Raw genomic sequence first — 14800 nt, 5'->3', positions numbered from 1 at the left:
TTATTGAAAGTGACTAATTTTTTTGTTTTTTGGTTTAAAAGTGGACTTATCGTTTTATTTTTGTGCTATAGACTGGGTTGAAACAGCAAGCTATTTTTTAACTACATATCATTATTGATTAGTGTTTGATATTGTTCGTGATCCGAGTAAGTGATGGCTAGAGATAAGGTATTAATATGAGAGTTTGGGGTAAATATCTTTTAGTTGGATGTGTCATTTCGATATTAGCGGGATGCCATTTTCGACCCACTGATCAGGCACAGCAGTATAAGGATGGGCGAATTAGCCAAAACCTCCAGTTGGTTAATACCCCTAATGCCGAAGGCTCTCCCGTTAATGCCAGAGACTTTGCCACCCAAATTAGGTATATCAGCAAAGCTTCTCCTCGTCTTTATGACAATAACCGTGAATTATTTAGTGCCATTGAGCACTGGATGCTGTCCGGTGGTGATACCTGTGATTTAACTGAATTCGGTTTACTGGCTTATCAGATGGAAGGCGAAGATAAATACGGCAACGTGAAGTTTACCGGTTATTACACGCCTGTTTTGCAAGCACGACATACCCGGCAAGGGGAGTTTAAATATCCACTGTATCGAATGCCAACTCACTTACGTTCCCGCTTGCCAAGTCGTGCAGAGATATATAAAGGTGCCCTGAGCAAGAAATTTATTATCGGGTACAGTAACTCCCTGATGGATAATTTTATGATGGAAGTACAAGGAAGTGGCTATGTCGATTTTGGGGATGGACGTCCATTGACCTTTTTTGGCTATGGAGGAAAAAATGGACATGCCTATCGCAGTATTGGCAAAGTGCTGATCGACCGTGGCGAAGTCCCGGGCGAAAAAATGTCGATGAAAGCTATCCGTCAGTGGGGAGAACAGCACAGCGAAGCCGAAGTGAGAGAGTTGCTTGAGCAGAATCCTTCATTTGTTTTCTTTAAACCTGAATCCTATACCCTCGTGAGGGGGGCCAGCGCAGTGCCTCTTGTTGCAAAAGCCTCGGTAGCATCTGATAAATCATTAATCCCGCCCGGAACAGCATTGTTGGCGGAAGTGCCGGTACTGGATGAAAAGGGTAAATTTACCGGCCAGTATCGGATGCATCTGATGGTGGCACTGGATGTTGGTGGTGCCATCAAAGGGAACCATTTTGATATTTATCATGGTGTTGGCGAGAAAGCGGGTGAAATGGCGGGTTTTTATAATCACTATGGTCGTGTTTGGGTATTGAAGAAAGCATCATCTGGTTTTTTGACGGCAAACCAGTAAGATCCCCGCCAGTTCAAACCATCAATCGATAACCTATCTCAATAGAGGTAGGTTTTAAGCAGGATTTATTTAACAATGCAAGTTTCTCTCTCTGATGCTTATCTTCAGCGTTTTGCTGGTACAGCGCGGTTATATGGCCAGAAAGCGCTTTCATTATTTGCCCGTTCCCATGTCTGTGTTGTCGGCATTGGCGGCGTGGGTTCATGGGCGGCAGAAGCGCTGGCGCGCACCGGTATTGGTGCTATTACGTTGATTGATATGGATGATGTTTGCATCACCAATACCAATCGCCAGTTGCACACCTTGATACAGAATGTGGGCTTCCCAAAGACGGAAGTCATAGCAGAACGGATACGAGCAATCAATCCTGAGTGTCAGGTCACTTGCATTGATGATTTTGTCACCCCTGATAATGTGGCTGAATTGATGTCCACAGGGTTCAGTTATGTTATTGATGCCATTGATAGCGTACGACCAAAAGCGGCGTTATTGGCTTATTGCCGCCGTTATAAGATCCCGCTCGTGACAACTGGCGGCGCGGGTGGGCAACTTGATCCTACCCGGATCCAGGTGGTGGATTTAGCGAAAACGGTGCAAGATCCATTGGCCGCGAAATTGAAAGAGCGCTTGAAGTCGGATTATCGCGTCGTAAAAAACGGCAAGGGCAAGTTAGGCATTGACTGTGTTTTTTCAACGGAACAGTTAGTTTATCCGCAATCTGACGGCACAGTTTGTGCTGCCAAAAGTACTGCGGAGGGTTCCAAGCGAATGGATTGCGCTTCAGGTTTTGGTGCCGCAACGATGGTTACGGCGACTTTTGGTTTTGTTGCAGTATCCCACGCGTTGAAAAAGATGGTGGCGAAAGCTGAACGGGAAAATGCGCTTTAAGCGAACCTAATGAATGTAAGTGTTCGCTATTTCCTGAAGGGTATTTATCAGAGCTTTCACGCCATTGAGCCTTGAGCCACTGAGTTGTTGTTCCAGGCCGAGGTGTTGGAATAGCCCGGCCAAAGGCGTTTGCACAATCTGCTCCGGGGTTTTGCCTTCTACGGCAGTCAGTAAGATTGCCAATAATCCTTTGACGATACGGCCTTCACTATCGCCATAAAAATGCAATCGGCCGTCAGCAAGTTGTTGATGCCCCAACCAGACACGATTTTCACAGCCGGATCTTTCGATATTTTGCTGTTTTAGTTCATCTGCTAGAGGAGGCAGCTTTCTGGCGAGACTGATTAGCTGCCGGTAACGATCTTCCCACAATTTGCATGGCTGAAAGTTTTCAATAAGTTGCTGCTGCGTGATTTCGGTTCCAAATGGATGCGGAGCCAGGATAGTGTCTGAGAGTTGTGTCATGGGTTATTTATCTTACCGTGGGCTTGTTGCTGATTTCCTTTGGATGAGGTTTCAGGATCATAGCAGTTATATTTTTAAGCTAAAGTTATTTGTGTTGGTTGGGCGCAAAATAACCCATCAGGTTTTTAGGGACGATCTTCATATTCTCATCGATCCGCGCCAGCTCAGGGGTAGACAGGTACTTTGGTGTGCGGCAAAACTTTGCTCCTGGAACAGGCTTTTTGTCAATTTCTTATCCAGAAGCCGGGTTAATTATATGAACTTACTAAAATTTCATTTGGTTTGGAGTTGCAAAAGAATAATTAATTATTAATTTACAATCCGTAAGACGATACAAGGCCTTATATTTCCCCGCTGCGCGAGGAAATATAACACGCATCTTGAAGTTGGATTGGTATAGAAATCGTATTGTCGTGATTCATTGTGTGATGTATTTGAAAGGATAAAAGTTGTTGTTTTGATCACATAAATGTGATCAATTTGTTACTAAATGTTGATATTTTTGTTTGTTGGGTTGATTATAGCTTTCCAAATTTTCTTGTCTTGAAAAAGTAAATATAAATTAAAACAGGCAGATTCATTAAGTATAAATATCAATTGGAAAGACTATGGAAAAAAAACAAAAAGGGTTTGTACAATATATTATGCGGGGCAGCCTCGTTACACAAATATCTATCGGTTTAATGGCAGGTATATTACTGGCATGGTTGGCTCCTTCTGTGGCTAAATCAGCCGAATTGTTAGGAACACTTTTTGTAGGAGCATTAAAAGCGGCAGCACCTTTTTTAGTATGGGTATTGGTTATGTCCTCGATTGCAAATTATAAAGCAGGTCAAAAAACTAACATTGGTCCCATACTGTTCCTATATTTGTTAGGAACCTTTCTGGCAGCGATTGTAGCTGTAATTGGTAGTCTGCTGTTTCCATCGACGTTGACGTTAGTGACGAATGATATTCAGGTATTACCACCAGAAAACATTATTGAAGTTTTGAAAGGGATATTACTTAATATAGTAGCGAATCCTATTTATGCTCTTATAAATGCCAACTATATTAGTATATTGGCCTGGTCAACAGGAATAGGTATTGCTTTACGTCATGGAAAAGAATCAACTAAATTTATAGTTCATGATCTAGCCGAAGCCGTAATGCAAGTTTTGCGTGTGATTATTCGTTTTGCACCGATTGGTATTTTTGGATTGGTATCTTCAACGATTGCAACAACAGGGTTTAATGTTTTATTAGATTATGTGCAATTATTGTCTGTATTGTTAGGGTGTATGGTTTTCATTGCTTTAGTAATTAATCCATTAATTGTTTTTTGGAAAATTCGCCGTAATCCTTACCCGTTAGTTTTCGTTTGCTTGCGTGAAAGTGGAATAACTGCGTTCTTCACTCGCAGTTCTGCGGCAAATATTCCAGTTAATATGGCAATGTGTCGTCGCATGAATTTAAATGAAGATACCTATTCTATTTCTATTCCTTTGGGGGCGATCATTAATATGGGGGGAGCAGCAGTGACTATAACCATATTGACATTAGCCGCTGTGAATACATTGGGAATTAATGTTGATATACCGACAGCCATTTTGTTGAGTGTAGTTTCTGCTGTTGCTGCATGTGGTGCTTCGGGGGTTGTTGGGGGTTCTTTATTGTTGATTCCGTTGGGATGCAGTATGTTTGGAATTTCCAATGAAATAGCCATGCAGGTTGTTGCAGTAGGTATGATTATAGGTGTAGTGCAAGATTCTGCTGAAACTGCATTGAACTCTTCCACCGATGTGCTGTTTACTGCCGCCGCGTGTCAGGCCGAAGAGTCTCGTATCTCGTCTGATCGGCTGGCGCAGCGTTAATCAGAATAAGAACGGTGATAATTGGTTGAGTACAAATTATCACCGCCTTTGCCTTTAGTGGCTCCATTTATTACACTTTAAGTGCCAATCGGGTGCCTTGATCGATTGCCCTGCGTGCGTCCAATTCGGCCGCGATATCTGCTCCACCAATGATATGTACACTTTTTCCCATTGCCTGTAACGGTTGATAGAGTGTTTTCAATGGCTCCTGTCCTGCGCAAATAATTACATTATCCACGTCCAGGCATTGTTGTTCATCACCACGACGGATATGCAATCCCTGATCATCAATCTTCAAGTACTGGACACTGTTTAACATGGTTACGCCCCGCATTAACAGGCTGGTTTTATGCACCCAACCTGTGGTTTTTCCTAAGCCATCCCCGACCCTGGAATCTTTGCGTTGCAGCAGATAAATTTTACGCGGGGAATGCTCGACCTGCGCACCTTCTGGTCGTAATCCTCCCCTATGCATAATTGTTCGATCAATTCCCCACTCATGGCTAAAAGCATGGCTACTCAGACTGGAACTTTGTCCGTTTTGACTCAGATACTCAGCAGTATCAAAACCAATACCTCCAGCACCAATAATAGCGATACGCTTTCCGACGGGCTGCTTATGTTTTAAAACATCAAGGTAAGTCAGTACCTTTTCATGATCAATACCATCAATATTGGGGATGCGTGGCATGATCCCTGTCGCTATGACTATTTCATCAAACGATAAAAGTTGGTCGGTCGTTGCCGTATGGTTGAGGCAGACTTCGACGCCGTTCAAGGCTAATTGGCGTTCAAAATAGCGTAAAGTTTCATGGAATTCTTCTTTGCCGGGGATCTGTTTGGCGATATTAAACTGCCCGCCAATGTGGTTTTCTCGTTCAAACAGCGTGACATGGTGTCCTCGGCTGGCCGCTGTGACCGCAAAGGATAATCCCGCCGGTCCGGCACCAATAACCGCAATAGTTTTGGGGGCTATGGCAGGCGCGGCAATAAATTCGGTTTCATGGCAGGCGCGTGGATTGACCAGACAAGACGTCAGCTTGCCGACAAAAACTCTGTCCAGACAGGCTTGGTTGCAGCCTATGCAGGTATTGATTTCATTAGCACGCTCCTGTTCGGTTTTCAATACAAACTCGGCATCAGCGAGAAACGGGCGTGCCATAGAAACCATATCGGCGCAGCCTTCACTGAGAACTTGTTCGGCAACCCGGGGGGTGTTGATGCGGTTGGTTGTAATCAAAGGGATGCTGACTTTTCCCATCAATTTTTGCGTAACCCAGCTAAATCCGGCTCTGGGCACCATCGTTGCAATCGTTGGGATATTGGCTTCATGCCAGCCGATACCGGTATTGATAATGGATGCCCCTGCTTTTTCAATCTCCCGTGCCAGTTGTTCGATCTCTTGCCAATTGGAGCCATCTTCCACTAAATCCAGCATAGAAAGGCGGTAGATGATGATAAAACGCTCCCCCGTGATAGCGCGGACTGCTTTGACAATTTCCAGCGCAAAGCGTATGCGGTTTTCGAAAGTTCCCCCCCATTTATCCTGTCGATGATTGGTGCGTGTGACCAGAAACTGATTGATGAGATAACCTTCTGAACCCATGATTTCCACACCATCATAGCCGGCTTGTTGTGCCAGCTGGGCACAGTGGGCAAAATCCTTGATTGTCTGCCGGATGTCATCCTCAGACATTTCTCTCGGCATAAAGGGGTTAATCGGAGCTTGAATGGCCGAAGGCGCAATGGAATTTTTCTGATAGCTGTAGCGTCCGGCATGCAGGATTTGTAAAGCTATCTTTCCTCCAGCCTGATGTACCGCCTCTGTAATAAGCTTGTGGTGGGGCAGGTGAGCTTCACTATTCAGGATGCTTGCTCCTGCCGCAACAACGCCCTGTGGGTTGGGTGCGATACCGCCGGTCACAATCAGTGCGACGCCTCCCGCTGCCCGTTCTGCATAAAATTGGGCCAAACGTTGGGCACCGTCGGGATGTTCTTCAAGCCCCGTGTGCATTGAACCCATCAATACACGGTTTTTTAGTGTGGTAAAGCCCAAATCCAGCGGTGCAAGCAGGTGAGGGTAATTGCTCATTGCATTCTCCATCAAATATTTGGTAGCTCAAGAATATTATTGTTTTCCGTATGAAGCTAAACAGCTAAGTGGTCGGATGAGATGATAATTAAATTTAGACAGTTCCGGCATTATTGGAACCACTTTGTTAATTGATTGTGACAAATATCATGAAATAGAACTTCAATCGCGCCTTAATGAAAATCTATTGAGGCGAGAAATGCCTCTTATTTATGGTTGCCGCCTGTTTTTAACTGTGCATACTGTGAATATATTCTTACGGAATGATGAATAATTAAGCCTTGGTAGAAAATTAAGTGTGATAGAAATAAGTGTAGGGGAATGTAATTATGGGAAAAATAACAGATTGGGTTACGTTAACCGGAAAAAGTGTAACTTTAATGCCTTTGTCACATGATAGACATGATGAATTTGTTCGTGCTATTGAGGATGGGCAGTTACATAAGCTGTGGTATGCCAGTGTGCCTGAACCTGTCAATGTCCAGGCGGAAATTGAACGTCGTTTAACCCTGCATGCCAAGGGCAATATGTTGCCTTTTGCTGTCATCAATAATGCCACGGGGATGGCAGTTGGTATGACAACTTATATGAATATTGATGCGAATATTCCCAGACTGGAAATTGGTTCTACATGGTATGCGCATTCTGTCCAACGCACTGCAATTAATACGGAAGCAAAATTTTTATTGTTACAGTATGCATTTGAGGAATTGGAATGTGTCGCGGTGGAACTTCGTACCCATTTTTTAAATCACCAAAGCCGCAAGGCGATAGAACGATTGGGGGCAAAGCTGGATGGTATTTTACGTCATCACATGCGGGCCAAAGAGGGTTCGATAAGGGATACTTGCGTTTATAGCATTCTGTTCAATGAATGGCCCGCCATTAAAACGCATCTTACATGGTTAATGACGAAGCCACGTTGAGTGAATTGCTATTTCTTTCTGGCTGGCGGTCAGGCGGCTTTAAGGGATGCCTTGATATCGTTTTCCAGATCATCCAGTAATTGATAGCGACGGCGATATTCGGCGCGTTTTTTACTGGGGATCTCATCCAAAGATTTTCTTTCTATGCATGATGGTAAATGGAAATCATTATTTTCATTTCTGACGCCATTTAGCGACTCCCAGAAAGAATTGTAATCGGCTACCATCTTATTTTTCTTTTTATGCCAATAACGAATGCTACGGTAGATATGAGTCTCGTTACTGGCTGCCAGGATCTGTTCACAATTCATATGATCGGCAAAACGGCAAATAGCCTCAATCAACAGGCGTTTGGGGAATAACCCATAACACTCTTTAGTTGCATGGCGGATAATCTCCAGAGAATTATCCCCTTTAGTTGGCCCTTGTAGTGCACCAATAAATAGTGTCTGTTTGCCATCAATCGTTAATAAAGTGAAAGCACACTTGGCCAGAATGACGTTCTCTGCGGTAGTAATATAGAAAGAGAGTTCACCTTCTTTATTCAGGTTGTCCAGTGCGTCAATATATATCAGAAATATTTCATTTTTCCCTTGGATGGTTGTCAGTAAATAAGCATGAACTGAAAAAATCCGATTAATAACAGTAGATTCTAACTGTTTGAATAATATTTGATAATGCTCATTCAGAGCGCCGACAATCTGGTTACGTTTAAAATTAATGCTTAAGTATGGGCGATGTAATTTGCAAGGCCAACTGGGTTGTTTTTTCAAAATATCCAGATAATGAGGCGTTTTGGTAATACCATTCAACAATTTTAATGTTGAAATGGGGGTCAGAAGGCTGCGTAGTGCAAATTTAGTACGGGTAGCGGAAGAATACCAGAATTCCCCCGGGATAATACGTTTTCCGACAAGATCAGCAAATAGCTTCATTCCTGAAGATGTAGGTTGTTGTAAATAACTCATTAATTCAAGCTCAACAAAAGTAAAAAATATTTATACCCACTCGATTTCAAGTTGCAGCACAGTGGCAAAAGGGTAAATCCCCAGGAGCAGAGCGAACTCTGTATTTATAACTACGTGACTAAGGGGTGTGGACGTAGCCAGCAAAGCTGTAACTTGAAAGGTGATGGGAATAGAGAGACTTCATTATATCATTGATTTATCAAATTCTACTCATATGTTTACAAAACATGCCTTTACTTTAAATTTATTTATTTTTTCTAGTAAAGAATATTACTCTATTATTATTTTTTAAAATAAGGCTTATTGTTATTTAACAAATTATGCCTTAAATGATATTTTTATTTTATATATTTATCTTATTTATGCATTATTCATTTTTAACATTCTGCCGTTTTTAAGCCAGTTTCAGGTGTAATAGAGGAAATGGATTCCCTTGACCATCAAGCTCTGAACGAGAAACTACCTGAAATCCCATATATTGGTAGAAGCCGACGCCTTGTATATTTTGTTCGTTTACATCTAATTCTCTGATCTGTAATTCATTAATAGCAAATTGTAGTAACATCTTACCGATCCCTGTTCTCCGTACCTGTGGCGCAATAAACAACATTTCTATTCGATGTTGATCGGTACTAATAAACCCTACGATATTATTTTGTTCATCTACCGCTTTATAAACAGTGAGATTGGGCAAATAATCGTTAAGGATCTGTGGGCGTAAAACTTCAATCATTGACTTAGGCAAAAAATCATGAGTAGCAAGTACAGAGGCTTCCCAAATCTGAATCAATACTGAAAAATCAGCTTTGCTGGCTTGTTGTATTTGCATTGTATCCCCTCAATTTTTCTGTTGTTTGTGGTTTCAGTCTGAATGTTTTTGAGGCTATCTAGCGTGCCAGTACACGGTCTTTGCGGTACAAACTCGCCAGCAGCATATAAATCGCGGTAGCCAATAACACGATGAAAAAGAAACTCATCAGCCCATGGTGCTGAACCTTAAAGTAGTGATGTAGCATAAAATGCCCTGCTACCAGTGGCCCAACGGCAGAACCAATACTGTAACTTAACAACATGACCTGGCTTGCCACTACAATATAGGACGCATCCAGCTTGTCACAAGCAAGCGTGATCGCAATGGGGTACAGCGCAAAAGACGACATTCCCAACAAAGCCAGTGACACTATCATGACAATGTAATGTTCGAAGAGATAGGCCATTCCTACGGCGAATACCCCCAGTAATGAAATCATGACCAATAGAACAGTTTTGCTCATGATGACGGACAGCTTGCTGATAATCGGTTGTATGATCATTCCGCCCAGAATAGTGGCTGCCATCAATGCACCGACTTGATCGGTGCTGAAATGACTTTGACTGAGTGATAAAGGCATCAAGCCATAGATGGTGCCCATAATAATACCTGATGTCATGCAGCCAACGATGGCTGGTTTACTGAATTCAGTCATTTTTCTCAGCGACATACTTTGGTGGTGGAGCGCAGGAGGTTGACCATGACGTGCGAATAATGGGGGCAAAATTGCGACAAACAGCAGTGTCGAAATCACCATAAAGGGGATCGTCCCCTGAGTGCCAATAGATCCAATCAATAATTGCCCTAAAGTTGTCCCACCATAAAGAGCAGTCATATAAAAGCTCAGGCGTCTGGCGCGTTCTTTGGCGTTGTCGCAGATCAACAGCCAAGATTCGATCACGACAAAGACACCGGCTACGGCAACGCCGGCAATACACCGTACAAATAACCAAATTTCTTTATTCGGAAAAAAAGGCAATGTAATGACAGTCGCTGACAAAAGCAACAAAAAAATAATAAATGAAAGACGGTGACCTATTCTGGCGATAACAGGTTCAATCATCATTGAACCGATTAATAAACCGACATAATAAGCACTAGCTAACCAACTCGCATAAACCGTATCAATGCTGAAACTTGCCATCGACAGAGGAATTAAGCTCATCAGGTAACCAGAAGCAATGGCAAAAACAGTCAAGCCGGCGACAGGTACAAATGCACTGTCATTCTTGCGCAGCAGTTTCACTACTGTCGTCTCCACATAAAAAATCAGCCAGAAATGCGCTGCTTCTCATCAAGTTTTTGCCGAATGGTGGTCACGATATAGGCCAGGGACTGGAATATATCTTGATGATTTAAGCAGTAGGTAAGTCACTCAATAACCTTGAGTGATGCGGACTATAGCCCTTTATCACAAAGAGATACAACGAGAAAAACTGATACTTATGAATGAAAAGATTTATGGAGAAAAGGGTTATGTAAATGCGAGGGTAAAGTACGCAAGACGTCAAAATCATCAAAATAAAAATCTCTTTAAAATAAGCAATATGCGAGTATTAAAAATGATTTCTCCTGAATGTGGAGATAAATCTGTCATTAGCAAAAACAATCGTAAGTACTATAAACTTGCTGATTTTATTGAGATTCTGTTGGATATGAAAATATCCCATCCACTTGCGATTAATGTTTTTGAAGTTGGATTGGAATAATATACAGAGTTTTAAGTGGTAACTCTTTATTTTAATATAAAAAAGGCTTCATTTGTGAATTGATAATGATTGCCAAAGCATAAATCAAAACCACGTCGTAATGAAGCCTATCTTCCTGTCTCGGTCTATTTAAGGTTTCAATAGCGCGATATTTTCCGCCGCGTTTTCTCGGGAAATCTGTCCATCATCATTAATTCCAACGACGGATCACAATCGAGGTATTGATTCCACCAAAGGCAAAGTTATTGCTTTGGATAAACTCGGTTTGGATTTTACGCGGTTGATGCATAATGTAATCCAACTCCCCACAGGCGGGATCAATCTCATTGAGATTGATTGTTGGGGTAAACCAGCCTTCGTTCATCATTTCCAGGCTTAACCATGCTTCAAGGGCACCACAAGCCCCTAGCGTATGACCGAAATAACTTTTCAGTGAAGAAATAGGTGTTTGATTGCCAAAAATATGGGTCGTCGCTTGGCTCTCTGCCACATCTCCCCGATCGGTTGCAGTACCGTGGGCGCTGATGTAACCGATATCAGCTGGCTGTAATCCCGCTGATTTCAGTGCCATTTCAATGCATATCTGCATGGTTTCAGATTTTGGTTGGGTGATATGAGAAGCATCACAGTTAGTGGCAAATCCGATGATTTCACCGTAAATCTTGGCACCACGTGCTTTGGCGTGCTCCAGGTCTTCAAGGATCAAGGTGCCTGCACCTTCACCAATCACCAGTCCATCACGGTTAACATCAAAAGGAGACGGTGTGGTTTTCGGTGCTTCATTTTTCTGGCTGGTGGCAAACAGCGTATCAAAGACTGCCGCTTCGGATGGACACAACTCTTCAGCTCCACCTGCGACCATCACGGTTTGATAGCCGTGGCGGATAGCTTCCCACGCGTACCCAATCGCCTGACTGCCAGATGTACAGGCACTTGAGGTTGGGATCACTCGGCCACGTAAGCCAAAGAACAACCCCGTGTTGACGGCTGTTGTATGAGGCATCATTTGCACATAGGTTGTGCCTGTGATGTTATTGGTATGCTTTTCAGTCAGCATGGTGGCAAATTCGCTAACGGGCTTGGTACTGCCCGTAGAAGAACCATAGGCAATACCTGTTTCTCCATGGGTCAGTATTGGATCATTGAGTAAACCTGCCCTCTCTAAAGCCAGTTCTGTGGCGCGCGTTGACATCAGGGAAACACGCCCCATAGAACGAATGCGTTTGCGGGTATAATGTTCGGGTAAAATAAAATCCGTAACCGGTGCCCCAAGATGGGTATTAAGCCCATCATATTCTGCCCACGCTGGCATCTGTTGAACGGCATTAATGCCAGCTTTCAATTCTGCGGAAACAGATTGCCAATTGTGCCCCAATGCGGTAATGCCGCCCATTCCCGTAATCACGACCCTGCGGGGCTGGAATATAGCATTGTGGTTCATAGCATCCCCCCGTTGATTGAGATGACTTGACGGGTTACATATCCCGCAATATCAGACATCAAGTAGCTAGCAAGACCAGCCACTTCTTCCACTTGTCCCATGCGTTTCATTGGGATCATATTCATCGCTTCTTTCAAAGCCATTTCTTCCATTTGAATCATGTCTGTCCCAATCAGGCCAGGTGCAATACAGTTCACGGTGATTTTTCTTTTCGCCAATTCGATTGCCAGCGCTTTTGTGGCGCCGATAATCCCGGCTTTAGCTGCGCTGTAATTGACTTGTCCACGATTGCCCATCAAACCAGACACCGACGATAAGGTGATGATGCGTCCTCCTTGCCGTAAGCCGATCATCGGCATGACGCAAGGATGGATAACATTGTAGAAGCCATCTAAATTGGTATGAATGACACTATCCCAGTCATTGCCTTCCAGTGTTGGGAAAGCACCATCTTTGGCGATCCCTGCATTGCAGATGATGCCATAGTAAGCGCCGTGAGTTTCGATGTCCTTTTCCAGCTTTTCACGGCAGGTCATTCGATCCGAAACATCAAAAGGCAGAATACGGCCACTGCCTCCGTTTGCCTGAATGTGTTCCAGTGTCTCTTCCGCACCTTTAGCATCGCGGTGATAATGTACGATGACAGTAAAACCCTCTGCCGCCAGTCGGCAGGCAATTGATCGGCCTATCCCTTTGCTGGCACCGGTCACTAAAACTGAACGCATTATGCTACTCCATCCTGTTTATTTGTGAGTTGTATGAGTTCTGTTTTGTTAGGTTGATAGGTGTTCAGACGGCCTGTCACCAGTACGGTGCCATTGCAACTGATTTCACCTTCAAAACTGCCAATTTTTTCATCTTGCAGTATTAAATTCATCTGAATATCCAAAACACTGTTTGGTGTGAAAGCGGGTACTCGGCACCGTACTGCACGTCCGCCCAGTAACATGCCCAGGGCGGAATCTTCCTCTTTTCTTTCCTTGCGATGCCAGCCAGACCAGACCCCAATGGTTTGGGCCATGATTTCAATGGCAAACCAACCCGGCAGATGGCCTTCCTCATTGAGGAAAGGGGATAAAACACCCTCTTGGCTGACTGTGACCTGACAATGGACATAATTGCTGGATACATTGAGCACGTTTTCCAGTAACACCATGGGGGATTCATGTGGGAGATAACGATCGACTGGTAAATAATCAGGCATTATGCAGCTCCCAAAATCAGGCTGGTATTGTTGCCACCAAAAGCAAAAGAATTTGACATGACAATCGGTTTTTTCAGGGCTTGTGATTGGGTTAGCAAACCACAAGCAGGCAGAGAGGTATCTCTGCCTGAGCATGAAAAATCCTGTGCAGGCAGTGGTAAGTGACGTGTGAGCAGTAACCAGCAAAGCCCCGCTTCACAGGCACCTGCGGCACCAAGAGTATGACCGGTTAAATACTTGGTGGAGCTGCATGGCGTGTTTTCACCAAAAATTTGATTGATGACAATCGACTCCATCTGATCATTCAATTTCGTGCCTGTTCCGTGCAGGTTAATGTAACCGATTTCGGCTGGAGAGAGTCCGGCATTTCTCAGTGCCATATTGATAGCTTCAATGGCCCCTTTTCCTTCAGGATGAGGGGCTGACATATGCCATGCATCACTTGATTCTCCTACGCCGAGTAAGGCTATCGGTTGGGGTTCTCGCGTTAGCAGCAGCAATGCAGAGGCTTCTCCAATAGTAATGCCCCGGCGATCCTCACAAAAGGGGGCACACAAGGTGGGAGAAATGGATTCCAGGCTATTGAAGCCATTGATTGGCATACGGCTCAATGTGTCCGCACCACCAACAATGGCGACATCCGCCAGCCCCATTTCAATCAGGCGTTGACCGCTGATAATCGCGCGTGAACTGGATGAACAGGCTGTGGAGAGGGTAAATGCAGGCCCATCAATGTTCAGGTAGCTGGCAAGAAAGCGGGAAGGATCGCCTAATTCTTGTTGGTAATAATGGTAATGCTCATTGGGTTGCTGATGCATTGTGCGACTGACATGCTGATCACCTTCGTCGAGACCGGATGTGCTGGTTCCCATAATCACCGCGATGCGTTCCCGACCGTAGTGGGCGATGGCTTCGTCCACTTGTGGTTTTATTTGCATTAAGGCCGCCAGTAACAAGCGATTATTGCGGCTGTTGTGCTGAAACAGGCTGTCAGGAATGACGGGTAATTCAGCGTCAACGCCGCCCAGACAGCAGGTTTTGTCGGGTTGTAACCAGCCTGAACGCTCATACATTCCCGGCGCTTGATTAAGCACGAGATTCTGTGCAATCTCATCCACATTATTGCCTAAGGCATTGAGCATACCCACGGCGGAAATATAAATCATGTC

General features: G+C 44.0%; 14 protein-coding genes. 5 read left to right on the top strand and 9 right to left on the bottom strand.

Annotated features, from left to right (window positions below; genetic code table 11):
- Window positions 1-176: 176 nt before the first annotated feature.
- Together mltA and tcdA are read left to right on the top strand one after the other, a co-directional pair.
- Entirely contained in the window at window positions 177-1274 is a 1098-nt protein-coding gene (gene mltA / locus PXH59_RS12720) for a murein transglycosylase A (RefSeq protein WP_434223320.1), read from the top strand.
- 75 nt (window positions 1275-1349) lie between these two features.
- Window positions 1350-2162 (top strand): tRNA cyclic N6-threonylcarbamoyladenosine(37) synthase TcdA, encoded by an 813-nt coding sequence (gene tcdA, locus PXH59_RS12715; protein WP_047771210.1) that lies wholly within the window; start codon window positions 1350-1352, stop codon window positions 2160-2162.
- Between the two features lie 6 nt (window positions 2163-2168).
- Here the strand turns inward: tcdA and csdE are convergent, their stop codons facing one another.
- Window positions 2169-2627: a cysteine desulfurase sulfur acceptor subunit CsdE gene (gene csdE / locus PXH59_RS12710; RefSeq protein ID WP_047771211.1), complete on the bottom strand. Its 459-nt coding sequence runs from the start codon at window positions 2625-2627 to the stop codon at window positions 2169-2171.
- Between the two features lie 608 nt (window positions 2628-3235).
- Between csdE and sstT the strand changes: the two genes are divergently transcribed.
- Window positions 3236-4480, top strand: coding sequence for a serine/threonine transporter SstT (sstT, locus tag PXH59_RS12705; RefSeq protein WP_285808676.1), 1245 nt, complete (start codon window positions 3236-3238; stop codon window positions 4478-4480).
- Window positions 4481-4550: 70 nt separating this feature from the next.
- Here sstT and PXH59_RS12700 read toward each other — a convergent pair whose 3' ends face one another.
- Window positions 4551-6572, bottom strand: a complete 2022-nt coding sequence (locus PXH59_RS12700) for an oxidoreductase (protein ID WP_285808675.1) — start codon at window positions 6570-6572, stop codon at window positions 4551-4553.
- 329 nt (window positions 6573-6901) lie between these two features.
- On the opposite strand from PXH59_RS12700, the gene PXH59_RS12695 reads away from it, so the two are divergent.
- Entirely contained in the window at window positions 6902-7498 is a 597-nt protein-coding gene (locus PXH59_RS12695) for a GNAT family N-acetyltransferase (RefSeq protein ID WP_047771216.1), read from the top strand.
- Window positions 7499-7527: 29 nt separating this feature from the next.
- Here the strand turns inward: PXH59_RS12695 and PXH59_RS12690 are convergent, their stop codons facing one another.
- The 3 genes from PXH59_RS12690 to PXH59_RS12680 form a co-directional block, all read right to left on the bottom strand.
- Window positions 7528-8466, bottom strand: coding sequence for a VirK/YbjX family protein (locus PXH59_RS12690; RefSeq protein WP_285808674.1), 939 nt, complete (start codon window positions 8464-8466; stop codon window positions 7528-7530).
- Window positions 8467-8860: 394 nt separating this feature from the next.
- Window positions 8861-9295, bottom strand: a complete 435-nt coding sequence (locus tag PXH59_RS12685; RefSeq protein ID WP_285808673.1) for a GNAT family N-acetyltransferase — start codon at window positions 9293-9295, stop codon at window positions 8861-8863.
- A gap of 58 nt (window positions 9296-9353) precedes the next feature.
- On the bottom strand, window positions 9354-10523 hold the full coding sequence (locus PXH59_RS12680) for an MFS transporter (protein WP_047771219.1): 1170 nt from the start codon (window positions 10521-10523) through the stop codon (window positions 9354-9356).
- A 199-nt stretch (window positions 10524-10722) separates the two neighbouring features.
- Here PXH59_RS12680 and PXH59_RS12675 point away from each other — a divergent pair, with 199 nt between their 5' ends.
- Window positions 10723-10986 (top strand): hypothetical protein, encoded by a 264-nt coding sequence (locus tag PXH59_RS12675; RefSeq protein ID WP_285808672.1) that lies wholly within the window; start codon window positions 10723-10725, stop codon window positions 10984-10986.
- Window positions 10987-11176: 190 nt separating this feature from the next.
- Here the strand turns inward: PXH59_RS12675 and PXH59_RS12670 are convergent, their stop codons facing one another.
- Genes PXH59_RS12670 through PXH59_RS12655 form a run of 4 tightly spaced genes read right to left on the bottom strand, consistent with a single transcriptional unit; the run spans window position 11177 to window position 14797 of the window.
- A complete protein-coding gene (locus PXH59_RS12670; RefSeq protein ID WP_285808671.1) occupies window positions 11177-12427 on the bottom strand; it encodes a beta-ketoacyl-ACP synthase in 1251 nt (416 codons plus the stop codon).
- Complete coding sequence (locus PXH59_RS12665; protein WP_047766659.1) at window positions 12424-13155, bottom strand: 3-ketoacyl-ACP reductase FabG2; 732 nt, start codon at window positions 13153-13155, stop codon at window positions 12424-12426. Before PXH59_RS12665 ends, PXH59_RS12670 begins: the two co-directional genes overlap by 4 nt.
- Window positions 13152-13631, bottom strand: coding sequence for a hotdog family protein (locus tag PXH59_RS12660; RefSeq protein ID WP_047766658.1), 480 nt, complete (start codon window positions 13629-13631; stop codon window positions 13152-13154). The genes PXH59_RS12665 and PXH59_RS12660 overlap by 4 nt, the downstream gene beginning before the upstream one ends.
- On the bottom strand, window positions 13631-14797 hold the full coding sequence (locus PXH59_RS12655; RefSeq protein WP_285808670.1) for a beta-ketoacyl-[acyl-carrier-protein] synthase family protein: 1167 nt from the start codon (window positions 14795-14797) through the stop codon (window positions 13631-13633). Before PXH59_RS12655 ends, PXH59_RS12660 begins: the two co-directional genes overlap by 1 nt.
- Window positions 14798-14800: the final 3 nt, after the last annotated feature.

It is taken from the genome of Xenorhabdus bakwenae (assembly GCF_030272115.1).
GTDB classification, from domain to species: Bacteria; Pseudomonadota; Gammaproteobacteria; order Enterobacterales; family Enterobacteriaceae; genus Xenorhabdus; species Xenorhabdus bakwenae.
This window is presented reverse-complemented; position numbering and strand designations above follow the sequence as displayed.

Coding starts and splice junctions, on each gene's coding strand:
- mltA (WP_434223320.1), top strand. CDS start 177: ATGAGAGTTTGGGGTAAATATCTTTTAGTTGGATGTGTCATTTCGATA.
- PXH59_RS12660 (WP_047766658.1), bottom strand. CDS start 13,631: ATGCCTGATTATTTACCAGTCGATCGTTATCTCCCACATGAATCCCCC.
- tcdA (WP_047771210.1), top strand. CDS start 1,350: ATGCAAGTTTCTCTCTCTGATGCTTATCTTCAGCGTTTTGCTGGTACA.
- csdE (WP_047771211.1), bottom strand. CDS start 2,627: ATGACACAACTCTCAGACACTATCCTGGCTCCGCATCCATTTGGAACC.
- PXH59_RS12695 (WP_047771216.1), top strand. CDS start 6,902: ATGGGAAAAATAACAGATTGGGTTACGTTAACCGGAAAAAGTGTAACT.
- PXH59_RS12690 (WP_285808674.1), bottom strand. CDS start 8,466: ATGAGTTATTTACAACAACCTACATCTTCAGGAATGAAGCTATTTGCT.
- PXH59_RS12685 (WP_285808673.1), bottom strand. CDS start 9,295: ATGCAAATACAACAAGCCAGCAAAGCTGATTTTTCAGTATTGATTCAG.
- PXH59_RS12670 (WP_285808671.1), bottom strand. CDS start 12,427: ATGAACCACAATGCTATATTCCAGCCCCGCAGGGTCGTGATTACGGGA.
- PXH59_RS12675 (WP_285808672.1), top strand. CDS start 10,723: ATGAATGAAAAGATTTATGGAGAAAAGGGTTATGTAAATGCGAGGGTA.
- PXH59_RS12700 (WP_285808675.1), bottom strand. CDS start 6,572: ATGAGCAATTACCCTCACCTGCTTGCACCGCTGGATTTGGGCTTTACC.
- PXH59_RS12655 (WP_285808670.1), bottom strand. CDS start 14,797: ATGATTTATATTTCCGCCGTGGGTATGCTCAATGCCTTAGGCAATAAT.
- sstT (WP_285808676.1), top strand. CDS start 3,236: ATGGAAAAAAAACAAAAAGGGTTTGTACAATATATTATGCGGGGCAGC.